General features: G+C 60.4%; 19 protein-coding genes and 1 riboswitch. Of the genes, 11 read left to right on the forward strand and 8 right to left on the reverse strand.

Annotated elements, in window-relative coordinates:
- Positions 1–25: 25 nt before the first annotated feature.
- From AC0Z8Z_RS15620 to AC0Z8Z_RS15630, 3 genes are all read right to left on the reverse strand, one after another.
- A complete protein-coding gene (locus tag AC0Z8Z_RS15620; protein ID WP_485619704.1) occupies positions 26–835 on the reverse strand; it encodes an aldo/keto reductase in 810 nt (269 codons plus the stop codon).
- Positions 832–2,007: an NAD(P)/FAD-dependent oxidoreductase gene (locus tag AC0Z8Z_RS15625; RefSeq protein WP_485619705.1), complete on the reverse strand. Its 1,176-nt coding sequence runs from the start codon at positions 2,005–2,007 to the stop codon at positions 832–834. The genes AC0Z8Z_RS15620 and AC0Z8Z_RS15625 overlap by 4 nt, the downstream gene beginning before the upstream one ends.
- Positions 2,008–2,070: 63 nt before the next feature.
- Complete coding sequence (locus tag AC0Z8Z_RS15630; RefSeq protein ID WP_122533844.1) at positions 2,071–2,403, reverse strand: DMT family transporter; 333 nt, start codon at positions 2,401–2,403, stop codon at positions 2,071–2,073.
- A gap of 162 nt (positions 2,404–2,565) precedes the next feature.
- Between AC0Z8Z_RS15630 and waaA the strand changes: the two genes are divergently transcribed.
- A complete protein-coding gene (waaA, locus tag AC0Z8Z_RS15635) occupies positions 2,566–3,840 on the forward strand; it encodes a lipid IV(A) 3-deoxy-D-manno-octulosonic acid transferase (RefSeq protein WP_485619706.1) in 1,275 nt (424 codons plus the stop codon).
- A gap of 343 nt (positions 3,841–4,183) precedes the next feature.
- On the opposite strand, the gene AC0Z8Z_RS15640 is transcribed toward waaA, so the two are convergent.
- A complete protein-coding gene (locus AC0Z8Z_RS15640; RefSeq protein WP_122625610.1) occupies positions 4,184–5,623 on the reverse strand; it encodes a TolC family outer membrane protein in 1,440 nt (479 codons plus the stop codon).
- Between the two features lie 182 nt (positions 5,624–5,805).
- Positions 5,806–5,910, forward strand: a riboswitch (TPP riboswitch).
- Positions 5,911–6,081: 171 nt separating this feature from the next.
- Between AC0Z8Z_RS15640 and thiC the strand changes: the two genes are divergently transcribed.
- Together thiC and cytX are read left to right on the forward strand one after the other, a co-directional pair.
- On the forward strand, positions 6,082–7,983 hold the full coding sequence (thiC, locus tag AC0Z8Z_RS15645; protein WP_485619707.1) for a phosphomethylpyrimidine synthase ThiC: 1,902 nt from the start codon (positions 6,082–6,084) through the stop codon (positions 7,981–7,983).
- A 174-nt stretch (positions 7,984–8,157) separates the two neighbouring features.
- Positions 8,158–9,450, forward strand: a complete 1,293-nt coding sequence (gene cytX / locus AC0Z8Z_RS15650; protein WP_485619708.1) for a putative hydroxymethylpyrimidine transporter CytX — start codon at positions 8,158–8,160, stop codon at positions 9,448–9,450.
- 53 nt (positions 9,451–9,503) lie between these two features.
- Here the strand turns inward: cytX and AC0Z8Z_RS15655 are convergent, their stop codons facing one another.
- The 4 genes from AC0Z8Z_RS15655 to AC0Z8Z_RS15670 all read right to left on the reverse strand — a co-directional run bounded on the left by AC0Z8Z_RS15655 (position 9,504) and on the right by AC0Z8Z_RS15670 (position 13,180).
- On the reverse strand, positions 9,504–10,130 hold the full coding sequence (locus AC0Z8Z_RS15655; protein WP_485619709.1) for a GAD-like domain-containing protein: 627 nt from the start codon (positions 10,128–10,130) through the stop codon (positions 9,504–9,506).
- A gap of 74 nt (positions 10,131–10,204) precedes the next feature.
- Entirely contained in the window at positions 10,205–10,831 is a 627-nt protein-coding gene (locus AC0Z8Z_RS15660) for a GAD-like domain-containing protein (protein WP_485619710.1), read from the reverse strand.
- A gap of 8 nt (positions 10,832–10,839) precedes the next feature.
- Positions 10,840–12,198 carry a DUF6861 domain-containing protein gene (locus AC0Z8Z_RS15665; protein WP_485619711.1) on the reverse strand — a complete coding sequence of 453 codons (1,359 nt, stop codon included), beginning with the start codon at positions 12,196–12,198 and terminating at the stop codon, positions 10,840–10,842.
- Between the two features lie 235 nt (positions 12,199–12,433).
- A complete protein-coding gene (locus AC0Z8Z_RS15670) occupies positions 12,434–13,180 on the reverse strand; it encodes an RsiV family protein (protein WP_074891465.1) in 747 nt (248 codons plus the stop codon).
- A 219-nt stretch (positions 13,181–13,399) separates the two neighbouring features.
- Here AC0Z8Z_RS15670 and AC0Z8Z_RS15675 point away from each other — a divergent pair, with 219 nt between their 5' ends.
- From AC0Z8Z_RS15675 to parC, 8 genes are all read left to right on the forward strand, one after another.
- On the forward strand, positions 13,400–14,017 hold the full coding sequence (locus tag AC0Z8Z_RS15675) for an NUDIX domain-containing protein (RefSeq protein WP_172610520.1): 618 nt from the start codon (positions 13,400–13,402) through the stop codon (positions 14,015–14,017).
- Positions 14,008–14,460 (forward strand): DUF1249 domain-containing protein, encoded by a 453-nt coding sequence (locus AC0Z8Z_RS15680; RefSeq protein WP_065987826.1) that lies wholly within the window; start codon positions 14,008–14,010, stop codon positions 14,458–14,460. Before AC0Z8Z_RS15675 ends, AC0Z8Z_RS15680 begins: the two co-directional genes overlap by 10 nt.
- An 865-nt stretch (positions 14,461–15,325) precedes the next feature.
- Positions 15,326–16,135, forward strand: a complete 810-nt coding sequence (cpdA, locus tag AC0Z8Z_RS15685) for a 3',5'-cyclic-AMP phosphodiesterase (protein ID WP_485619712.1) — start codon at positions 15,326–15,328, stop codon at positions 16,133–16,135.
- A gap of 143 nt (positions 16,136–16,278) precedes the next feature.
- Positions 16,279–16,896 (forward strand): YqiA/YcfP family alpha/beta fold hydrolase, encoded by a 618-nt coding sequence (locus AC0Z8Z_RS15690; protein ID WP_485619713.1) that lies wholly within the window; start codon positions 16,279–16,281, stop codon positions 16,894–16,896.
- Between the two features lie 91 nt (positions 16,897–16,987).
- Positions 16,988–18,892: a DNA topoisomerase IV subunit B gene (gene parE, locus AC0Z8Z_RS15695; protein WP_485619714.1), complete on the forward strand. Its 1,905-nt coding sequence runs from the start codon at positions 16,988–16,990 to the stop codon at positions 18,890–18,892.
- Positions 18,892–19,869 carry an esterase-like activity of phytase family protein gene (locus AC0Z8Z_RS15700; protein ID WP_485619715.1) on the forward strand — a complete coding sequence of 326 codons (978 nt, stop codon included), beginning with the start codon at positions 18,892–18,894 and terminating at the stop codon, positions 19,867–19,869. The genes parE and AC0Z8Z_RS15700 overlap by 1 nt, the downstream gene beginning before the upstream one ends.
- Before the next feature lie 35 nt (positions 19,870–19,904).
- The gene (locus AC0Z8Z_RS15705) at positions 19,905–20,387 is read left to right on the forward strand and encodes a retropepsin-like aspartic protease family protein (RefSeq protein ID WP_485619741.1); all 483 of its coding nucleotides are present in this window, start codon (positions 19,905–19,907) and stop codon (positions 20,385–20,387) included.
- A gap of 10 nt (positions 20,388–20,397) precedes the next feature.
- Positions 20,398–22,665 carry a DNA topoisomerase IV subunit A gene (parC, locus tag AC0Z8Z_RS15710; protein ID WP_485619716.1) on the forward strand — a complete coding sequence of 756 codons (2,268 nt, stop codon included), beginning with the start codon at positions 20,398–20,400 and terminating at the stop codon, positions 22,663–22,665.
- Positions 22,666–22,737 lie beyond the last annotated feature (72 nt).

Consider the following 22,737-nt stretch of genomic DNA (forward strand, 5'->3'; position numbering starts at 1 on the left):
CTTGCGTTGGGGTCGGCCGTACGTCTCAGGGCTGACGACGGATCACGGCAGCGGCGGTTGCCACGTTATGGGCCAGATGCAGCGGATTGATGGTGCCGACGATAGCACCGGTGACGCCGGGATGGTCAAACAGCAACTCGAAACTGGCACGCACAGGGTCGACACCGGGGCTCAGGCAAACGTGCCCGCTGGCCAGCGCTTTTTTGACCAGTACCCCTTTGCCGTGTGCAGCAGCGTAGTCGAGGACCGGTTTTTCGCCCTGTTCGTTGAGGTTGTACGTGACCATCGCACAATCGCCGTCCTGCAGCGCCAGCAGGCCGCCCTCGACCGTCTTGCCGGAGAAGCCAAACCCGCGAATCTTGCCCTCGCGCTTAAGCGCTGCCAGCGTCTGGTAGACGCCGCAGTCATTGAGCACGTTCAGGTCGTTGCCGTCGGAATGCACCAGCACCAGATCGATGAAGTCGGTTTCCAGGCGCTGAAGGCTGCGCTCCACCGACAGGCGCGTGTGGGCGGCGCTGAAGTCGTGTCGTGACTGGCCCGCTTCGAATTCTTCGCCGACTTTGCTGACGATCACCCAGTCCTTGCGCTGCCCGCGCAGCAGCGGGCCGAGGCGCTCTTCGCTGCGACCGTAAGCCGGGGCGGTGTCGATCAAATTGATGCCCAGATCCCGCGCCAGCTTCAGCAGCATCTGCGCTTCGGCGTCGTCGGGAATGGTGAAGCCATTGGGGTACTTCACGCCCTGATCGCGGCCCAGCTTCACCGTGCCCAGGCCCAAGGGGGAAACGTTGATGCCGAGGGTGCCAAGCGGCCGATGCAAATCGTGCAGGGTCTTCATGGCAGCAGTTGATCCCAGACAGGAATGGCCAGTGGCGGCTTGGGGAAGTCGGTGTGTGGCGGTTGCGGCGTGGGGTGGATGTCATCCCGGGACAACGACGCCAGCACGCGATCGGCGAAGTCGGGGGCCAGCGCCAGCTTGGTGGGCCAGCCGACCAGTAACCGGCCCTGCTCGTCGACAAAGGCATTGTCCGGACGAACCAGACCGCTTTGCTGCGGCTCGGCGCGGTCCACGCGCAAGGTTGCAAACTGCGCCTGACTGAGATCGACCCAGGGCAACAGATTGGCGAGTTCTTTTTTCGCGGCGGCGATCTGTTCGGCGGGATTGCGGGCAACACCTTCGGCTTCGGCGATGTCGCCGCCCAAGTACCAGACCCACTGGCCGTCGGCCGCCGGGTGAGTCGTGACAGTGATTCGCGGCTTCGGTCCGCCACCCAGGCAATGGGCGTACAGCGGTTTGAGCGTCGGGCCCTTCACCAGCACCATGTGCAGCGGCCGGCGTTGCATGGCCGGCTGGCTCACGTTCAGCGCCTTGAGCAGATCGGCCATGCCTTCGCCGGCACTGAGCACCACTCGCTGGGCGTGGATGTCGCGGCCGTCAACGCGCAGGCCGACCAGTTCGCCGTCATGGCGCAGCGGCTCAATGTTCTGACCCGCCAGCAGGCTGTCGCCCGCCAGCTCCGCCAGTTTTTTCACCAGGCTGGGGATGTCGATGACCAGCTCGGCCAGACGGTACACCTTGCCTTTGAAGCGCGGATCCTGAAGCGCAGGTGGCAGGTCGCTGCCCTTGACCTGATCAACACGCCCGCGCACGGCCTTGCTGGCGAAGAAGCTGGTGAGATTGCCGGCGAGGGTGCCGGGCGACCACAGGTAGTGAGCTTCGGACAGCAGGCGTACGCCCGACAGGTTCAGCTCGCCTTTGCCGGCCAGGGCTTCACGCCAGCGACGAGGCATGTCGGCGATGGCTTCGGACGCACCGGACAGCGCGCCGTGCAACGCGTACTTGGCGCCGCCGTGAATGATCCCCTGGGATTTGAATGTCTGGCCGCCACCGAGGCTGGCCTTTTCCACCACCACCGTCGAAAAGCCCTGATGCCGCAGCCGCGCGTTGAGCCAGAGACCGGCAACGCCCGCGCCGACAATCAGGACGTCAGTGGAAATAGCAGATGACATGGGCACCTCAAATGGCGAAACGAATGCCGGCATTATAGGGGAAGGCTGTTTTCAGTAACCCCCTTAATGACCGGCCGTCTTCGAGAACAGCTGGATGACCACGACACCTGCGACGATCAGACCCATGCCGGCGATGGCAGGCAGATCCAGTTTCTGGCCGTAGATAAACAGCGCAGCGATGCTGACCATGACGATGCCCATGCCCGCCCACACGGCGTATGCCACGCCAACCGGGATGGTGCGCACCACCAGCGTGAGCATCCAGAACGCAATGCCGTAACCAACGATCACCAGCAGCAGCGGGATCGGCGTGCTCAGGCCTTTGACGGCTTTCATGGACACGGTGCCGATGACCTCGGCACAGATGGCGATGGCCAGCAGGTAGTACGCAGACATGGTGTCGCTCCTTTTCAATGGCCGTCATTAAAGCGGCTTACCCGGCGTGTAACAACCGAACCCTTGAGTGGCAAGGGGTAGTGGCTGGCGGAATGCGCCGGCCAAGATATGTGCGAAGCTCGATGGAAATCTGACAGCAATTGGCTGATAAACTCCGCGCCCATGAATAGAACCCTCTATAGCATCCTGTTTCATCTCGGCCTCCCTTTGATCGCCCTGCGCCTGTGGCTGCGTTCGCGCAAGGCGCCGGCCTATGCGCAACGGGTCGGCGAGCGCTTCGCCATTGGCTTGCCTGCCATGCAGCGCGGCGGAATCTGGGTACATGCGGTGTCGGTGGGCGAGAGCATCGCCGCCGCGCCGATGATTCGCGCGTTGCTGGCCCGCTATCCGCAACTGCCGGTCACCATTACCTGCATGACGCCGACCGGCTCGGAGCGCATTCAGTCGCTGTTCGCCAACGAGCCGCGCGTCCAGCACTGCTATCTGCCCTACGACTTTCCGTGGGCAGCCGGGCGGTTTCTCGATCACATCCAGCCGAAGATCGGCGTGATCATGGAAACCGAGCTGTGGCCCAATCACATTCACCAGTGTGCGAAACGCGGCATTCCGACGGTGCTGGCGAATGCGCGGTTGTCAGAGCGTTCGGCTCGCGGCTACGGACGCTTCGCCGGGTTGACTCGGCCGATGCTGGCGGAGATGAACCTGATTGCCGTGCAGACCGAAACCGAGGCCCAGCGCTTCCGTGATCTAGGCGCTCGGCCCGAGTGCGTCACTGTGACGGGCTCGATCAAGTTTGACCTGACCATTGATCCGCAATTGCTGGAGCGCGCCGCTCAGCAGCGTGAGCGATGGCAGACCTTCCAGCGTCCGGTCTGGATTGCCGCCAGTACCCATGCGGGCGAAGACGAAGTGGTATTGGCGGCCCATCGCACTGTGATGGAGACCCATCCCGATGCGCTGTTGATCCTCGTGCCCCGTCATCCCGAGCGATTCGACAGCGTGTTCGAGCTGAGTCAGCAGCGGGGATTTGCCAGTGTTCGTCGGTCTACGACCGAGGCAGTAACGCCGGAAACCTCGGTTCTGGTCGGGGACACCATGGGGGAGTTGCTGTTTCTGTATGCGCTGGCCGACATCGCCTTTGTCGGCGGCAGCCTGGTGCCTAATGGTGGCCATAACCTGCTGGAGCCAGCGGCGCTGGATAAGCCCGTTCTCAGCGGTCCGCACCTGTTCAACTTCCTCGAAATCGCCGCGATGTTGCGCAATGCCGGCGCGCTGGAGGAAGTCAGTGACGCGGCTGCACTGGCTGCCGCAGTGCGTGGTTTGATCGACCATACCGAGAAAGCAAAGGCGATGGCCGATGCCGGATTGGCCGTGATAAAGGCCAATCAGGGGGCGTTGCAGAGGTTGCTGGATGGGATTGGAAGGTTGTTGCACTGATTGCGCCTGAAATACCGTCTTCGTGAGCAAGCTCACTCCCCACAAGTACGGTATTTACCGCGCGACAGCGGAGTCTCGGGACGCCACCAATCCGACTCATCAAACTTTCCAACACCGCAGATATGTCTCCCGGACACTAGACCGTGGGACCGAGCTTGCTCGGGAAGAGGCAGGTACATCCGCCAAATCTTCAGCGGCTGGAATATCGTCTTCGTGAGCAAGCTCACTCCCACAAGTACGTCATTCACCACGCTACTGCGCGGTTTCAGGGCACAGCTCACTGTCTACGAATCAAGCGCAGTAATTCCCCTTTCAATGCATTACATCCTTTCAGTGAATCCGCTCACCGCTCCGTTGGCCGCTCAAAGTTCTTCGCCGCTTCTTTCGCCAGATCCGGCGGCAGGAAGTCTTTGTCCGGGTTGTAATCGGCTTTCAGGAAGCGCGACAGATCCTGCAGATCCCCAGGGCTCAGCGTGCCGGCGGCTTGTTTCAGACGCAGGTTGTCGAGGATGTAGTCGTAGCGGGTATTGTTGTAATCGCGCACCGACGCGTACAGCTGGCGCTGTGCATCGAGCACGTCGACGATGTTGCGCGTCCCCACCTGATAACCGATCTCCGTCGCTTCCAACGCGCTCTGGTTGGAGATGATCGACTGTTTGCGCGCCTGCACCTGCTCGACATCAGTGTTCACCGCGCGGTGCAGGTTGCGGGTGTTTTCCACCACCTGGCGGCGCAGGCCTTCACGTTGTTGTTCGCTCTGACCGAGGCGGGCATAAGCCTCGCGGACTTGAGAACTGGTCAGCCCGCCACTGTAAATCGGGATGTTCACCTGCAGGCCGATGGTGCGTTGCTCGACGCTGCCGTGGAAACTCTGGCCGGTGTAGTTGGGGTTGGTGAAACCCAGCGGATCGTTGTCGCCTTTCTCGTACTGCGCCACCGCATCGACGGTGGGTGCGTGGCCTGCCTTGCGCTGACGCAGGGTCTCTTCGGCAGCGCTGACGGCGTAGTTGCTGGCCAGCAGATTCAGGTTCTGCTGCGTTGCGGTGTCGACCCAGGCTTTCGCGTCGTTGGGCGTAGGCGCAAGCACCGGCAAGGTGTGCACGATGCCTTCGATGGAATTGTAATCGCGGTTGGTCAGGGTGATCAGCGCCTGAAATGCGTCATCGACCTGGCGCTTGGCGACGATCCGCGCAGCGCGGGCGGTGTCGTAGCTGGCTTGCGCCTGAAGCACATCGGTCTTGTCCGACAGGCCGACATCGAAGCGTTCATTGGCCTGATCAAGCTGGCGCTTGAAGGCCGCTTCCTCTGCCTTGGTCGAGGCCAGATTGTCCTGTGCGCGGAGCACGGCGAAGTAGTCTTCGGCACTTTGCAGAATCAGATTCTGCTCGGTGGCCGAGAGCTGCAGGATGGCCTGCTCGTTGACATCCTTCGCGGCTTTGAGCTGGAACCAGCGGTCAGCGCGGAAGATCGGCTGACTCAACGTCGCGCGATAGACCGTGCCGCTGCGGCTGATGACGGCCGAGGGCTGATCGATGGATGTGCGGGTGTCATTGATGTCGGCGCCACCGGAGATGTTCGGCAGGAGGCCGGCGCGTGCCTGAGGCACGATTTCCTTCTGCGCGTCGTAGCTGGCGCGGGCTGCCGCCAAGTCGGCGTTATTGTTGACCGCTTCCTGATACACACTGACCAAACCGGTCCTGGTGGGCAGCGGCATGTCTGCTGCCCCGGCCATCGCACTCGAAGCACACGACACGGCAATGGCCAGTGAAAGTTTGCGCAGCATAGACATTCCCTAGTAATTCAAACGGTATGAAGACGGTGACGTTGCGTCCGATCCAGATGGCTTTGGCGACGCGTAGCGAGTGTAGTTCCAGCGGGTAGGGACAACAATCGGGCAAATCAGCCATTTAACGCGCGTTTGAATTTGGCGCTTGGCGTAGGGCCTGCGCCGCGACTAGACTGACGCCGTTCTTGTCGGGGTGCCTTGATATGAGGCTGAGATCGGATAATCCGGATCCCGTTGAACCTGATCAGGTTAACGCCTGCGTAGGGAACAAGATTTCTCGTCTCCCGGCGAGTCCTCTTGAGTGTCGTCCGGGGTCGTCTTTGTTCAAAATCTGAACAGTCCGCGCCTCTTCGATTCTCAGCATCCATGTCGTCTCAGGGTGCATCCGTCCGTATTCATCAGGCTCAAGCTCCGACAATTCATTCCGCTGCTGGATGATGTCTGGAGAGCCCGTGATGAGTACAACACTAAAAAACGCCAATCTGAGTGAATCCGCCCAAGTCGATTCAGGGTCGGTTCAGCCGTTTACCCGCTCGCAGAAAATCTATGTTCAGGGCTCGCGTCCGGACATCCGTGTGCCCATGCGTGAGATCAGCCTGGACGTTACGCCTACAGGGTTCTCTGGAACAAACAGCGGCGGCGAGATCAACGCGCCGGTCTGCGTGTACGACACCTCCGGCCCGTACACCGACCCGAACGTCATCATCGACGTGCGCAAAGGCCTGGCCGACGTGCGTTCGGCATGGATCGAGTCCCGCGCCGACACCGAACGCCTGCCGGGACTGACCTCGAACTTCGGCCAGCAGCGCTTGGCCGATGCCGAGTTGACCAAGCTGCGTTTTGCCCACGTGCGCAATCCGCGTCGGGCAAAGGCAGGCGCCAATGTCAGCCAGATGCACTACGCGCGTCAGGGCATCATCACTGCCGAGATGGAATACGTCGCCATCCGCGAAAACATGAAGCTGCAGGAAGCCCGCGCCGCCGGCCTGCTCACCCAGCAGCATCCCGGCCAGAGCTTCGGTGCGAGCATTCCCAAAGAGATCACCCCCGAGTTCGTGCGCGAAGAAATCGCCCGTGGCCGCGCAATCATCCCCGCCAACATCAACCACGTTGAGCTTGAACCGATGATCATCGGGCGCAACTTTCTGGTGAAGATCAACGGCAACATCGGCAACAGCGCGCTGGGCTCGTCCATCGAAGAAGAAGTGGCGAAACTGACCTGGGGCATTCGCTGGGGTTCGGACACGGTCATGGACCTGTCCACCGGCAAGCATATTCATGAAACCCGCGAGTGGATCATTCGCAATTCGCCGGTGCCCATCGGCACCGTGCCGATCTATCAGGCGCTGGAAAAGGTCGGTGGCGCCGCCGAAGACCTGACCTGGGAGCTGTTCCGCGACACACTGATCGAACAGGCGGAGCAGGGCGTCGACTATTTCACCATTCACGCCGGCGTGCTGTTGCGTTACGTGCCGCTGACCGCCAAGCGCGTGACCGGGATCGTCAGCCGTGGCGGTTCGATCATGGCCAAGTGGTGCCTGGCCCATCACCAGGAAAACTTCCTCTACACCCACTTCGACGATATTTGCGAAATCATGAAGGCCTACGACGTCAGCTTCTCCCTGGGCGACGGCCTGCGTCCGGGCTCGATTGCCGACGCCAACGACGAAGCGCAGTTCGGTGAGCTGGAAACCCTCGGCGAGCTGACCAAGATCGCCTGGAAACACGACGTGCAATGCATGATCGAAGGCCCGGGCCACGTGCCGATGCAGCTAATCAAAGAGAACATGGACAAGCAGCTGGAGTGCTGCGACGAGGCGCCGTTCTACACCCTCGGCCCACTGACCACCGACATCGCGCCGGGTTACGACCACATCACGTCGGGCATTGGCGCGGCCATGATCGGCTGGTTCGGCTGCGCGATGCTCTGCTACGTCACGCCCAAGGAACACTTGGGGTTGCCGAACAAGGACGACGTCAAGACCGGGATCATTACCTACAAGATCGCCGCCCATGCAGCGGACCTCGCGAAAGGGCATCCCGGTGCCCAGATCCGTGACAACGCCCTGAGCAAGGCGCGGTTTGAATTTCGCTGGGAGGACCAGTTCAACCTCGGGCTGGACCCTGACACCGCGCGCGCCTATCACGACGAGACGCTGCCGAAAGACTCGGCCAAAGTCGCGCATTTCTGCTCCATGTGCGGGCCGAAATTCTGCTCGATGAAAATCACCCAGGAAGTGCGCGAATACGCCGCCAACCAGAAGATCAGCGCGCTGGACGTGTCGGTGGACCAAGGCATGCGCGAGCAGGCCGAGCGGTTCAGGCAGGAAGGCAGTCAGCTTTATAAAAAGGTCTGAGCGATAAGCGGCAAGTCACAAGCTGCAAGGAAAAGCAGGCGGCGATCGTTCCCACGCTCTGCGGGGTAATGCCGCCCCTGACGCTCTGCGTCACTTAGGACGCAGAGCGTCCAGGCATGCGTGCTCACGCAGAGCGTGGGTACGATCAACCATAAGTTTCAGCGAGACACAAACGTGAACACACCCGGCACCTATTCACCCGACGCCCCCGTGCCCGCTGCCAAGCGGGTTTTTGGCGGGCGCGATCTTTTCTCTCTGTGGTTTTCCCTCGGCATCGGCCTCATGGTCCTGCAGACCGGCGCGTTACTGGCGCCGGGGCTGGGCATGTCCGGCTCCATGCTGGCGATTCTTCTCGGCACGCTGGTCGGCGTCTTGCTGCTCGCTGCTGTTGGCGTCATTGGCAGCGACACGGGTCTGTCGTCGATGGCGGCGCTCAAGCTCAGCCTGGGCAGCAAGGGAGCAGGCGTTCCGGCGATTCTCAATCTGCTGCAACTGGTGGGCTGGGGCTCGTTCGAAATCATTGTCATGCGCGACGCCGCCAGCCTGTTGGGCGCCGGCGCTTTTTCCGAAGGCAGCCTCTGGGCCAGCCCGATGCTCTGGACAATCGTGTTCGGCGCCCTTGCGACCTTGCTGGCCGTGAGTGGTCCGTTGGCCTTCGTCCGGCAGATCCTGCGCAAATGGGGCATCTGGTTGCTTCTGGCCGCATGCGCCTGGCTGACGTTCAATCTGTTCAGCAAGGCTGATTTGACTGCGTTGTGGTCACGCGCGGGCGACGGTTCGATGCCGTTTGCCGTCGGCTTCGACATTGCCATCGCCATGCCGCTGTCGTGGCTGCCGCTGATTGCGGACTATTCCCGCTTCGGCAAGCGCGCCACCGGGGTGTTTGGCGGCACGGCGCTGGGCTTCTTTGTTGGCAACTTCTGGCTGATGTCCCTTGGCGTGGCGTACACCCTGGCCTTCGCGCCGAGCGGTGAAGCCAATGCGCTGCTGCTGGCGCTGGCTGGCGCGGGGATGGGGATTCCGTTGCTGCTGATCCTGCTGGACGAATCGGAAAACGCGTTCGCTGATATCCACTCCGCTGCAGTGTCGAGCGGGATCCTGCTGAAGGCCAAAGTCGAACACCTGGCGCTGGCCATCGGCATCATCTGCACACTGATCGCCTGCTTCGCGCCGCTGGCGCAGTACCAGAACTTCTTGCTGATGATCGCTTCGGTATTCGCGCCGCTGTTCGGCGTGGTGCTGGTGGATCACTTCATCCTGCGCCGCCGCCGTCACGGCATTGCAACAGCGGGCTTGCGCTGGATGACGCTACTGGCGTGGATCGGTGGGATCTGCACCTACCATCTGCTGGCGAACCTGTATCCGGACATCGGCGCGACGCTGCCCGCGCTCGTTGTGGCGGGTGTATTGCAGTGGGTATTGGCCCGCGGACAGGCGCCTGTATTCGAGGCCGACGTGCGGCATTAACTCAGCGGACTGGGCCTGGAACAGAACAACCAGGCTCAATTCCGGCGGGCGACTCAAAGCGAATCGAGGTCCGGGAATCCCCAGTCTGTCAGCGGCGCGAGCTGGGACAAGAAAGTGAGGTGCTCGATTGTCTTGACCTTCTGTAGATGCTTTAGATCGGCCGGGCCGCCCAGTGCAAGAGCGGGGACGAAGCCGTACATTTCGTCGGGTTGTAGTGGGCCGAGTGTTCTCAGTGCTTTTTCAAACAGGTCGTCAAAATCATTGGCTTCTCGACTCTGTGCCACAAAAAACACCTCGATCACCTTATCAAAGTCATATTTCCCAACGTTTGGCTTGGTCCTATGGAAGCGTGCATATGGGATCGTCAAGTTCAGCCAATTCCCCGCTTTCTCATGCCAAAGATAAAGATCGCCGAAAGCACTTCTGGCGATCGTGTGATAGAAGCCGGAATCGGGTATTCCCGAATCATCCAGCCATGCCCGAATCAGTTCCTGGTACTCCGCTGGATTAACGGTCCAGAAAAGTCCCTCGGCATATCCACTCCAACCGTGCGCGCGCCACTGATTCAGGAGTTGCTGAGGAAGTTTCTCAGCGTATTCGTCCAGTGTTGATAAGGGCACCTCTCTCCTGTCCAGCGCAGGGCCCAGCTCCTCAATGAAACATTCGTAGTACTCTTCCATTCGATCTCTTCTTTGTTACTTGTCCACCAAATGCTCGGAGTCCCATCTCACCAAGCAATGTTTCCTGATGTTAGTCAGAGCGTATCGAGGTCCGGGAACCCCCAGTCTGTCAGCGGTGCGAGCTGGGACAGAAAGGTCAGGTGCTCGATGGTTTTGACCTTTTGCAGATGTTTCAGATCGGCTGGACCGCCGAGTGCGAGGGCAGGTACGAAGCCGTACATTTCATCGGGGTGTAGCGGTCCGAGTTTTTTTAGAGCTTGTTGGAAGAGGTCGTCAAGATCATTGGACTCCCGATCTCGACTTGCAAAAAATAGCGCGATTTCGTCGTCGAACTCATCGCTTCGCACCACCTCTTGGGTTTTATAAAAGCGTGCGTAAGGGGCCGTTACGTCCAGCCAATTCCCAGTCTTCTCATGCCAAAGATACAGATCGCCGAAAGCACTTCTGGCGATGGTGTGATAAAAGCCGGCATCGGGTATTCCCGAATCATCCAGCCATGCTCGAATCAGTTCCTGATACTCCGCTGGATTAACGGTCCAGAAAATCCCCTCGGCATAGCCACTCCATCCGTGCTCCCTCCATTGATTCAGGAGTTGCTGAGGGAGTTTCTCAGCGTATTTTTCCACTGATGATAGAGGCACCTCTCTTCTCTCCAGCGCAGGCCCCAGTTTTTCAAGGAAATATTCGTAGTACTCTTCCATAGTTACCTCTATTTACAGCGTTCCAGTTTGGCATTGACTAAGGTCGTAGCACGACTGTTCAAGCTGACTTTATTTGCCAAAGCATCAAGCCCCTCAATTCGCTGACGCCATTGCGCTCCGATGCTGGCGTTTACTGACCGGTCTCCAAAGTCAGATATGAAGTCTTTGCCTCCAGCGAAGAGATCCGGATTGTGAAGGGCCGCGAGCGTGCTCATTTTTTCCCTAGTCAATGTCGCCGCCAACTTGTCAGCGTGTTGCTCAGAGAGCCCCTGCTTACGCAGATTTCGGCTGATTTTCTGGGTAAGGTTGACCGCAAGTTTTTCGCGCGCTTTCTTCGCCACCCTCGGATCCCTGACCTTCTCCCCAGCCTTGAACGCCTCCCGCCCCCGCAGATACTCATCCACCGTCAAATCATTCAGCCCTTTCTCCTGTCCCACCAGTTGCCTGTCGAACTCGGGGATCTTGCTGTAGTGCAGGTTGCTGGCGTTAAAGCATGGCACCTTGTATTCCGGCATGCCCAGCGGTTTCTTCACGCCTGGCTTATCGGTTTCCCGATGCGTGCCGGGCGGCGCTTCCGGTGTCATCGGGTTCGCCGTTCGAGGCTGGGCGGGCTGTAGATCAGGGTGCTTTTTCAGCCCCTCTTCATGCTTGACCATCCACTGCGCCAGCCGCGTGCCTTTGCTGCTGGCACGCATTTGACCGGCCAGTAGCGCCATGTTGCCGCGGCCTCGGGTCAGGTACTCAACCACGGCGCCGAGCAGCAGGATTACCACTTCCGTGTGCCCGCGGGCGATGTGGTGTGCCGCTTGATCGACAACCCACGGGTCGTCCTGTGAAATCGGGTTTAGCCCATCGTTGCCTCGGGTCCCGTCCCAAGCGACCTGGATACCGCGCACGTAGTGGTCCAGCAGCGCAGGCAGACCTTGTACGAAAAACTCCGCGACCGACGCCAGCCCAAGCACCCCGAGAATCCAGCTGCTGGCTTGCAACCCCGCCGCCATGCCAGCAATCGCGCCGGGCCCCGCGCCTACGCCACCTGCCAGAGCGCCCACCCCCGCACCCATCGCGGCGCCGGCCAGGACGCTCCCCGCAATGATCATGGCCATGTCGCCGACGACGCCCATCAGATCAAAGAGCACGTCGGCTATGTCGATGTCTGCGAATCGCTGGCGCAGTAATGCGCTGGCTTCAAACTCGGCGCGGTAAAAGGCAGTTCTGATGTTGTCGACACGGCGCAGAACAAGTTCGACGGAAGGCGCCTGTTCATTTAGGTAACTTCGAAAGTCGCCCAGTCCGCTGCTTTGAACTTCAAGCCTCAATCGATCTTCAATTTCAAACCATGACGGCAGGACATTCCATAAGCGCATCCCGTCTCCCTGACTGTTCTAAAAAGTTCAGGGCGGAACTTAATGATTAAGTCAGTGAAGCGTCAATAAACAAGGAGTTTAATAATGGAGCGGGTTTAAGGGGGGTTGATGTTTAATGCTTGGAAGTTATGTATGAAAGTGTATGTAGGAGCTGGATATGGAAAAGAGGGGTTTAAGGAAGGGGTGTTAATAAAAAAGCCGGCGCTTTCTCAGCAACCGGCTTGGGTTCAACCAATCAGCTCCGGCCAGGAAACAGCTCAGGCTTGATGATGCCGTTCAGCTGCGGATACGGGATCTTCAGCTCGATATGGCCCATGGCGTAAGGAGCGATGGTTGTCACCGGGTACTTGAGAATCACCGCACCGTACGTCAGAGCGATGTTGGAAGTTTGCTTGAAAGCCCACATGTTCTGGAACTCGGTGTCCTTGTCCAGCTTGCTGCTGATCAGCCAGGCCTGATGCGCCAGGCGGGCCTTGTCCCAGAAGGCAGCTTCCTGACCCGGGACCAGCATGTCGGCCAGTGTCAGCACGCGCTGCTGCTGGCGGGAGTAGTTGATGAACGCGCGACCCGGATTACCCTGGCCGCTGCCGGAATCAACGTAGCTGGACAGCTCGACGACCACGATTCCGTCATGCTGCTCACGTACCTTGGCCTGCAGGTAGCTGCTGTTGCGCGCCGGCGCTCGGCTCAGGTATTGCTCCTGATACGCCTTCAGTGTCGGCGGCACCGGACCATCGCTGTCGCTGCGGGTCAGTTGCAGCAGCGTGCGCTGGACGATCTCGTCAAGCTTTGGCTCGTCAGGGAAATGCACGGTGTCGATGTTCACCAGCGGGCAATCATCGGTGGTGCAGCCGGGCTTGATCAGCTCGGAGGCGTCACGCTGAACGGTCAGCGGACTGCGCAGATTGGGTTGGAACAGGCTTTGGCAGGCGCCCAAAATCAGGGCCACGCAGGCCAGTGAAATGATCTTCAGAAAAGACATGTTGATCCTTGGCATCGGCATAAGGGGGCGTCACGTGGGAGGTAACGGCAACGTCCTTCGACTGTGGGTGGCGCAATCAGTTCGCCATCGGGCGGATTAGAGTGCTTTCCCCGGCAGTCGTCTACCCCGGTGACCGGTTTTGCGAATTCAAAGGGCTGCATCCCGCACCACAGCGCGTTAGGATGGGCCCGGACACAGTGCTCAAGCAGTGAGAAATCTATGACGGATAGCAACAGATCGACACCGACGAAGCACGAAATTACACACCGTGAGACCTGCTTCAAGGGGTTTTACCAGCTCGACCGTCTTCAACTGCGCCATGAGTTGTTCGCGGGCGGCATGGGCCCGGAAATCAAGCGTGAGCTGTTCGTTCGCCATGATGCGGTGTGCGTGCTGCCCTACGACGCCAAACGCGATGAAGTGGTGCTCATCGAGCAGTTCCGCGTCGGCGTTATTGGCAAGCACGACAACCCGTGGCTGATCGAAATGGTCGCCGGCCTGATCGATAAGAAAGAGGAGCCCGAAGAGGTTGCTCACCGCGAGGCACAAGAGGAAGCTGGGCTGACGTTCAACGCCCTTTGGCCGATCACCAAATACTTTCCATCGCCGGGCGGCAGCAACGAGTTCGTGCATCTGTACCTGGGAAAATGCGACAGCGAGGGGGCAGGTGGGTTGCACGGTCTGGTAGAAGAGGCCGAGGACATCCGGGTCTCGGTCTGGTCATTCGACGATGCGATGCAAGCCGTCAAGGACGGGCGCATCGTCAACGCCGCAACTATCATTGCAATGCAGTGGCTGGCGCTCAATCGCGCCGAAGTAAGGGGGCTATGGTCGTGAATCTTCTGCGCGAGCGCTATCGTGTCGACCTCGCCGGGCTGCAAGCCGCCTGCGAGGCGAACTACGCGCGCTTGATGCGTTTGCTGCCCGATATGCGCAATCAACAACGCTCACGCCGTGTCGCCGTCACCCAAGGCGACCAGATGCTGGGCGTGCTGGCGGTCGAGGTCATCCTCGATTGCCCCTACACCACCACGCTGCAAGTCCGTCAGGAACACAGCCTGCCCTGGCTGCCGGTGCCCGTGCTCGAAGTGCAGGTCTACCACGACGCGCGCATGGCCGAAGTCATCGGCGCCGAACATGCGCGTCGTTTTCAGGGTATCTATCCCTATCCCAACGCCGACATGCACCAGCCCGATGAGAAGGCCCAGCTCAACGTGTTTCTCGGTGAGTGGCTGAGCCATTGCCTGGCCTGCGGGCATGAGTTTGAGGCGGTGCGCTGATCTGATCCCTTCACCGCTTATGTTGCTGTAGGCAACGTCCGAAGGGCATTTCTGAAAATTCGCTTCTGCACGGCTTTGCGCTTTTCATCATGTTTTCCTGAGGTTAGGTTCTGCCGACTTAACTTTCAGGAAGAAAACGTGAGCTTTATAGGAATCCATCTCGAGGTGTGTGGGGTGATCCCCTTCAATTGGGATCATACGTCCTTGGTTGTGGTAAGCGGCGATGGCCCAAATGTATGCTGCCACGCTTTGATCAAGGTCGGCTTTTACTATTTCCATATTGCAGGGCTAGCGTCCAGACCGTACTTCATGCCGGAGCAGGGTTATAGGCGCTACCTGGATGAATCAGGGAAAACCGAATTATTCAGGCGCCCTGTTTACCTACCCGACCCAGAGGGAGCAGAGCGCAAGTTGAATGAGCTGAGTGTGGATCCGTGGTACTGGTTTGGTATCCCAAACAACTGCGTCAGCTTTGTCGAAGAACTCTTTTCCGCAGGCGGAGCCGATGAGTCGATTCTGAGCAACTGTCCGGTCCGGTGGCGATGAAACTACGGCAGCTGATTTTTTGGAGCGTTCGGCTGACAGGTAGTTGTGCCGGTGCAATTCTTGGCTTCTACCTTCCTATGTCGCTCATGGTCGCATTCCTTGAAATCGGCTACGAACAAGCGCTCCCATGGTTACTACTGAGCGCGGTAGGTGGTCTGTTTGCAGGAGGCTTTGCTGTGGGCAAACTGCTCAGACTGCATCGCAAGCGCTGACGCATACCAGCCGAATGTTCCAAATGGTATACACGACTCATTTCCAGGTTTGCCGCCGCACCGATCTCACACCATAATCCGGCCACATCCGCCCAAGGAGATGGCCATTGTCGAGCGCATCCTCTCATCCCTCATCTGTGTTGGTCGTGCAACTGACCGACAGCCATCTGTTCGCCGAAGCGGACGGCGCGCTGCTGGGCATGCCCACGCGCGCCAGTCTCGATGCGGTGGTTGAACGTGTGCTCGGCGAGCAGCCGGCGATCGATCTGGTGCTGGCGACCGGCGATTTGTCTCAGGACGGCACGGTTGAGTCGTATCAGGCGTTCCGCGATGCGAGTAATCGCCTGAGTGCCCCCACGCGCTGGATTCCTGGGAATCACGATGAGCTGAGGGAAATGGCGATTGCCGCGCAGAACAGCGACCTTCTGGAGCCCGTCGTTGACATCGGGCACTGGCGGATCACGATGCTGGATTCCGCTGTTTCCGGGTCTGTTCCCGGTTATCTGCAAGACGGCCAGCTTCAGCTGCTCGCTCAGGCCTTGAGCGAAGCGCCGGAGCGGCATCATCTGGTGTGTCTGCATCATCACCCGGTGCCCATCGGGGCGGCGTGGATGGAGCCCATCGGTTTGCGCAATCCCGAGGCGCTGTTTGCTGTGCTGGAGCGGTTTCCCCAGGTGCGTGCGGTGCTGTGGGGGCACGTGCATCAGGAATTCGATCAGCTTCGCGACGGCGTGCGGCTAATGGCTTCGCCTTCAACCTGCATTCAGTTCGCGCCGAACAGCGTGGATTTCGGCCTGGATGACCTCGCGCCGGGCTACCGCTGGTTGCGTCTTCACGACGACGGCCGGATCGACACCGGTGTTTCGCGCATCGCCCCTGACCTATTTGACGTCGACATCAATGGCGCGGGCTATTGAACGACATTTCCTTAATGTGCAGCGATTCATCAACAGGCGAGTCTTCGCGCAGTTGACCCTGTAAACTGCGTGGCTTTGCCCTGATGAGCGCCGGCAGGCCAGCCCGTCAGGGATGTATCGATTGCCGTTTGGGAGGCAACTGCGTGAACCAGGATCAATCGACGCTTCTTTATATTCACGGCCTGAACAGCTCGGCCCAGTCGCAGAAAGCCACGCAGCTGACGACGCTGATGGCGCGTCTGGGTCTGAGCCAATACTTGCGCGTGCCCGAGCTTCATCACCATCCGCGTCAGGCGCTGGTTCAACTGGAGGCCGCGATCGAGGAACTCGGTCGGCCGCTGCTGGTCGGCAGCTCGCTCGGCGGCTACTATGCGACTCACCTGGCTGAGCGCCACGGCCTCAAGGCTGTGCTGATCAACCCGGCGGTCAATCCGCATCAGCTCTTCGATGGTTTTCTCGGCACCCAACAAAACCTCTATACCGGCGAGAGCTGGGAGCTCACGCACGACCACGTGACGGCGCTGGCCGAGCTGGAAGTGCCTGCTCCACAGGATCCGCAGCGGATTCAGGTGTGGCTGCAAACGGGCGATGAGACGCTGGATTACCGCCGTGCCCAGAGCTTCTATCGGGCCTGTGCATTGCGCATCGAAGCGGGTGGCGATCACGGGTTTCAGGGTTTCGCTGCAAAGATTCCAGCGCTGTTGAGCTTCGCCGGGTTCGCTCCCGCATTGCTCCAGGGCGTTGATCTGAGCGGGCTTTGACCCGAGCCATTGCTGCAACAAATATGTAGAACAGTCTTTTAAAAACCAGTGCTATTCCGAAATTTCATGAACGACTTGATGACGAGACCCCATGGCCAATCCCAGCGCTAGCTCTTATAACGCAGACGCCATCGAAGTCCTCTCGGGCCTCGACCCGGTCCGCAAACGGCCGGGCATGTACACCGACACCTCACGCCCCAACCACCTGGCGCAGGAAGTCATCGACAACAGCGTCGACGAAGCGCTGGCAGGCCACGCCCGCTCCGTGCAGGTCATTCTGCATGCCGACAATTCGCTGGAAGTCTCCGACGACGGCCGAGGCATGCCCGTGGACATCCACCCGGAAGAGGGCGTATCGGGCGTCGAGCTGATCCTCACCAAGCTCCACGCCGGCGGCAAGTTCTCCAACAAGAACTACCAGTTCTCCGGCGGCCTTCACGGCGTCGGGATTTCCGTGGTCAACGCGCTCTCGACCCAGGTACGGGTACGGGTCAAACGCGATGGCAACGAATATGAAATGACCTTTGCCGACGGCTACAAGGCCAGCGAACTGGCCGTGGTTGGCACCGTCGGCAAGCGCAACACCGGCACCAGCGTGTACTTCGCGCCGGACCCCAAATACTTCGACACCCCGAAATTCTCGGTCAGCCGCCTCAAGCACGTGCTCAAGGCCAAGGCCGTTCTGTGCCCGGGCCTGCTGGTCAGTTTCGAGGACAAAGGCACCGGCGAGAAAGTCGAGTGGCATTACGAGGACGGCCTGCGCTCGTACCTGCAGGATTCGGTGTCTGACTTTCTGCGCCTGCCCGATGAGCCGTTCTGTGGCGTATTCGCAGGCAACAAAGAGGCCGTCGACTGGGCGCTGCTGTGGTTGCCCGAGGGCGGCGACAGCGTTCAGGAAAGCTACGTCAACCTGATCCCGACCGCCCAGGGCGGCACCCACGTCAATGGGCTGCGTCAGGGCCTGCTGGACGCGATGCGTGACTTCTGCGAGTTCCGTAACTTGCTGCCGCGCGGCGTGAAGCTGGCGCCCGAAGACGTCTGGGAACGCATCGCTTTCGTGCTGTCGATGAAGATGCAAGAGCCACAGTTCTCCGGCCAGACCAAAGAGCGGCTGTCGTCCCGTGAGGCGGCAGCGTTCGTCTCCGGTGTGGTCAAGGATGCTTTCAGCCTGTGGCTCAACGCGCACCCTGAAATGGGCATGCAACTGGCCGAACTGGCGATCAGCAACGCCGGCCGTCGTCTTAAGGCCAGCAAGAAGGTTGAGCGCAAACGCATCACGTCAGGTCCGGCACTGCCGGGCAAACTGGCGGATTGCGCGGGTCAGGACCCGATGCGCTCCGAACTGTTTCTGGTCGAGGGTGACTCTGCGGGCGGCTCCGCCAAACAGGCACGGGACAAGGAATTTCAAGCGATCCTCCCGTTGCGCGGGAAGATCCTGAACACCTGGGAAGTCGACGGCGGCGAAGTGCTCGCCAGCCAGGAAGTGCACAACATCGCCGTAGCGATCGGGGTTGATCCGGGCGCTGCGGACATGAGCCAGCTGCGCTACGGCAAAATCTGCATCCTCGCCGACGCTGACTCCGACGGCCTGCACATCGCGACGCTGCTGTGCGCCTTGTTCGTCCAGCATTTCCGCCCGCTGGTGGATGCGGGGCACGTCTACGTCGCCATGCCGCCGCTGTACCGCATCGACCTGGGCAAAGACATTTACTACGCCTTGGACGAAGCCGAGCGCGACGGCATTCTCGACCGACTCGTGGCCGAGAAGAAACGCGGCAAGCCCCAAGTCACCCGATTCAAAGGTCTGGGTGAGATGAACCCGCCGCAGTTGCGCGAAACCACCATGGACCCGAATACCCGTCGCCTGGTGCAGTTGACCCTGGATGACTTCGCAGCCACGTCGGAAATGATGGACATGCTGCTGGCCAAGAAACGCGCGGGCGACCGCAAGAGCTGGCTCGAATCCAAGGGCAATCTGGCCGAGGTGCTGGTCTGATGCGGGGTTGGTTTGCAGCGCTGTTGTTGATCGCCACGCCTGTTTTTGCTGCGCCGTTGCCCGAGCTCAAGCTGCTGTCAGAGCACCCGGTCGACGACATGATCGGCGGCAACCTGTCCGGGCTCGCGTCCTGCAATGGCGTGCTGTGGACCGTTTCGGATCGCGACGACACGCTGCTCTATAGCCTCGACACCTCGGCAACGGTCTGGAAAGCCAAGGCGCAGACGCTGCAAATCCCGCCGATCCCGGACAGCGGTCTGTCCGCGACGCTGCGCAACATGGCCAAGGCCTCGGCGCTGATCCGGGGCGGCGATCTGGATTTCGAAGGCGTGAGTTGCGACGCGGCGGGCAACCGTTACATCGTCAGCGAAGCCTATGCCGCCGTCCTGAAAGTGCCGGTTGAAGGCGCGCCGGTCTGGCTGGAACTGCCCAGAAAAGTCATCCAGGAAGCGCAGTCGGCCGGGATGCTGCAGCATTTCAACGCCATCTTCGAAGGCATCGCAGTCAACCAGGCAGGCGATCAGCTATGGCTCGCCGCCGAGCGTGACAAGCGTGGCCTGTTGACCGCCAGGCTCGGCAAGGACGGCTGGGCCTGTGACGCCAGCTGCATTCTGCGAGTCGAGTCCGGCAATGATATTTTGCCGCCCGAGTTGGGTGGCAAACCAGTTTCCAAGGACTTTGCCGACATCTCGCTGTACAAGGGCAAGCTGTTCACCCTGGAGCGCGCGGCTTACCGAATCTGCCGCCGCACGCTGGCGACCGGTCAGCTGGAAGCCTGCTGGTCGTTTGCCAAAGAGGCACTTCAGCCCAACCGGCTGTATGACCAGAAATACGGCCTGACCGAAGCGCTGATCGTCGACGAAAAAGGCGCATGGGTGGGCACGGACAACAACTTCGGTGTCCGCGCCGATGGCGAAAAACGTCCCGTCGTCTGGCGCTTTGCCGCGCCCGAGGGTGGCTGGAGCGGCAAGCCTTGACCCAGGCTCCCCCCGGCAAACGCGCCGGGCGGCTGATGCTGATCATCGCCTGGGCGGCGGCGCTGTTTCTGGCGACGCGGTTTTTTGGCGAGTGGGAGCAGCGTCAGGAAAATCCGAATACCATCGTCGCCTCCGAACACGGAGACGGTTACGTCGAGGTGAAACTGGCGAGCAATCGTGACGGACATTTCGTCATGACCGGGCAGATCAATACCCGCCCCGTGCAGTTCATGCTCGACACCGGTGCAACCAATGTCGCCGTGCCGGAGAGCGTCGCGCAGACGCTGCGCCTTGAGCGGGGCGAGCGCGTTCAAGTGAGCACGGCCAACGGACGCACCGATGCATTCCGGACCACCCTGCAGCGGTTGCAGGTTGGCGACATCGTTCTGAACAACGTGCGCGCCCTGGTGGTGCCCGGTCTGGACGGTGAACAGGTGCTGCTGGGCATGAGCGCCGTGAAACAACTCGAATTCACACAGCGCGGCGGCACATTGCTGCTGCGCCAGACGACAAAATGATGAGGCCCGCATGAGCGACTCCCTTGACCTCAGCCTGGATGGCGTAGAACGCCGATCGCTGGCTGACTTCACCGAACAGGCCTATCTCAACTATTCCATGTACGTGATCATGGACCGGGCATTGCCGCATATCGGTGATGGCCTGAAGCCCGTGCAGCGACGCATTGTCTACGCGATGAGCGAGCTGGGCCTGGACGCCGATGCCAAGCACAAGAAATCGGCGCGTACCGTCGGTGACGTGCTCGGCAAGTTCCACCCCCACGGCGACTCGGCCTGCTACGAAGCGATGGTGCTGATGGCGCAACCCTTCAGCTATCGCTACACACTGGTCGACGGCCAGGGCAACTGGGGTGCGCCGGACGATCCCAAGTCATTCGCGGCCATGCGCTACACCGAGGCGCGACTGTCGCGTTACTCCGAAGTGCTGCTTTCCGAGCTGGGACAGGGCACGGCGGACTGGGTGCCGAACTTCGACGGCACCCTGGACGAGCCTGCTGTTTTGCCGGCGCGCCTGCCGAACATCCTGCTCAACGGCACTACCGGCATCGCTGTCGGCATGGCCACCGACGTACCGCCGCACAACCTGCGGGAGGTCGCTACAGCCTGCGTGCGCTTGCTCGATGAACCCAAAGCTACGGTCGAACAGCTCTGTGAGCACATTCAGGGCCCGGACTACCCGACCGAAGCAGAAATCATCACGCCCCGCGCCGACCTGCTGAAAATGTACGAAACCGGCAAGGGCTCGGTGCGTATGCGCGCCGTGTACCACATCGAAGACGGCGACATCATCGTCACCGCGCTGCCGCATCAGGTGTCCGGTGCCAAGGTGCTGGAGCAGATCGCGGCGATGATGCAGGCCAAGCCGTCCAAAGCGCCGCAGATCGCTGACCTGCGTGACGAATCGGACCACGAAAACCCGTGCCGGATCGTGATCATTCCGGGGGCCCGCAAACATTTCGACCACGATGCGCTGATGCAGCACCTGTTCGCCAGCACTGATCTGGAGTCAAGCTACAGGGTCAACATCAACATCATTGGCCTGGACGGCAAGCCGCAGCTGAAAAACCTGCGCGCATTGCTGGTCGAGTGGCTGGCGTTCCGGGTGCAGACCGTGCGTCGTCGCCTGCAATTCCGCCTCGACAAGGTTGAGCGTCGCTTGCACCTGTTGGACGGTTTGTTGATCGCTTACCTCAACCTGGATGAAGTGATTCACATCATCCGCACCGAAGAGCACCCGAAAGCCGCGCTGATCGCTCGTTTCGCCCTGAGCGAAATCCAGGCGGACTACATTCTCGACACCCGTTTGCGTCAGTTGGCGCGACTGGAAGAAATGAAGTTGCGTGCCGAGCAGGATGAATTGCTCAAGGAACAAGCCAAGCTGCAAGCCCTGCTGGGCAGCGAGGCCAAGCTGAAGAAACTGGTACGCACCGAGCTGATCAAGGATGCCGAAACCTATGGCGACGACCGCCGTTCGCCTATCGTCGAGCGCGCCGAAGCCAAAGCCCTGACCGAACACGATCTGCTGCCGAACGAGAAAGTGACGGTCGTGCTATCGGAAAAAGGCTGGGTTCGTTCCGCCAAAGGTCATGAAATCGATGCCACCGGGCTCTCTTATAAGGCCGGGGATGGCTTCAAGGCGCTGGCGCCGGGGCGTTCCAACCAGTTTGCGGTGTTTATCGACTCCACCGGTCGCAGTTATTCGGTGCCGTCGCACACCTTGCCATCGGCCCGTGGCCAAGGCGAACCGCTGACCGGTCGTCTGACCCCGCCGCCCGGTGCGACATTCGAATGCGTACTGTTGCCAGAAGATGACGCGCTGTACGTGGTGGCGTCCGATGCCGGCTACGGTTTCGTGGTCAAGGGTGAAGACCTGCAGGCCAAGAACAAAGCAGGCAAGGCGCTGTTGAGCCTGCCGGCCGGGGCCAAGGTGATCCTGCCGCGTCCGGTGCCGGATCGTGAACACAACTGGCTCGCCGCCGTGACCACCGAAGGCCGTTTGCTGGTGTTCAAAGTCAGCGATCTCCCGCAACTGGGCAAGGGCAAAGGCAACAAGATCATTGGCATTCCGGGCGAGCGCGTTGCCAGTCGAGAAGAGTACGTGACCGACCTTGCCGTTGTTCCTGACGGTGCCACGCTGGTGCTGCAGGCCGGCAAACGCAACCTGTCGCTCAAACCCGACGACCTGGAGCATTACAAAGGCGAACGCGGACGACGGGGCAACAAACTCCCGCGTGGATTCCAGCGCGTCGATGCATTGTTGGTGGAAACCGCAGGCTAAAGCGGTTGGTTCGGCGGTCGCTCTTCGTTTCGTCACGAGAGCGACGCAGAATCGCTGGAGTCAACGCGCATA

The organism is Pseudomonas sp. 1L-C-7-B-C1 (assembly GCF_057291635.1).

What these genes read in the sequence shown, in the direction of transcription:
- AC0Z8Z_RS15620 (WP_485619704.1), bottom strand. Translation starts at nt 835, where the DNA reads ATGAAGACCCTGCACGATTTGCATCGGCCGCTTGGCACCCTCGGCATC.
- AC0Z8Z_RS15625 (WP_485619705.1), bottom strand. Translation starts at nt 2,007, where the DNA reads ATGTCATCTGCTATTTCCACTGACGTCCTGATTGTCGGCGCGGGCGTT.
- AC0Z8Z_RS15630 (WP_122533844.1), bottom strand. Translation starts at nt 2,403, where the DNA reads ATGTCTGCGTACTACCTGCTGGCCATCGCCATCTGTGCCGAGGTCATC.
- waaA (WP_485619706.1), top strand. Translation starts at nt 2,566, where the DNA reads ATGAATAGAACCCTCTATAGCATCCTGTTTCATCTCGGCCTCCCTTTG.
- AC0Z8Z_RS15640 (WP_122625610.1), bottom strand. Translation starts at nt 5,623, where the DNA reads ATGCTGCGCAAACTTTCACTGGCCATTGCCGTGTCGTGTGCTTCGAGT.
- thiC (WP_485619707.1), top strand. Translation starts at nt 6,082, where the DNA reads ATGAGTACAACACTAAAAAACGCCAATCTGAGTGAATCCGCCCAAGTC.
- AC0Z8Z_RS15655 (WP_485619709.1), bottom strand. Translation starts at nt 10,130, where the DNA reads ATGGAAGAGTACTACGAATGTTTCATTGAGGAGCTGGGCCCTGCGCTG.
- AC0Z8Z_RS15660 (WP_485619710.1), bottom strand. Translation starts at nt 10,831, where the DNA reads ATGGAAGAGTACTACGAATATTTCCTTGAAAAACTGGGGCCTGCGCTG.
- AC0Z8Z_RS15665 (WP_485619711.1), bottom strand. Translation starts at nt 12,198, where the DNA reads ATGCGCTTATGGAATGTCCTGCCGTCATGGTTTGAAATTGAAGATCGA.
- AC0Z8Z_RS15670 (WP_074891465.1), bottom strand. Translation starts at nt 13,180, where the DNA reads ATGTCTTTTCTGAAGATCATTTCACTGGCCTGCGTGGCCCTGATTTTG.
- AC0Z8Z_RS15675 (WP_172610520.1), top strand. Translation starts at nt 13,400, where the DNA reads ATGACGGATAGCAACAGATCGACACCGACGAAGCACGAAATTACACAC.
- AC0Z8Z_RS15680 (WP_065987826.1), top strand. Translation starts at nt 14,008, where the DNA reads ATGGTCGTGAATCTTCTGCGCGAGCGCTATCGTGTCGACCTCGCCGGG.
- parE (WP_485619714.1), top strand. Translation starts at nt 16,988, where the DNA reads ATGGCCAATCCCAGCGCTAGCTCTTATAACGCAGACGCCATCGAAGTC.
- AC0Z8Z_RS15700 (WP_485619715.1), top strand. Translation starts at nt 18,892, where the DNA reads ATGCGGGGTTGGTTTGCAGCGCTGTTGTTGATCGCCACGCCTGTTTTT.
- AC0Z8Z_RS15705 (WP_485619741.1), top strand. Translation starts at nt 19,905, where the DNA reads ATGCTGATCATCGCCTGGGCGGCGGCGCTGTTTCTGGCGACGCGGTTT.
- parC (WP_485619716.1), top strand. Translation starts at nt 20,398, where the DNA reads ATGAGCGACTCCCTTGACCTCAGCCTGGATGGCGTAGAACGCCGATCG.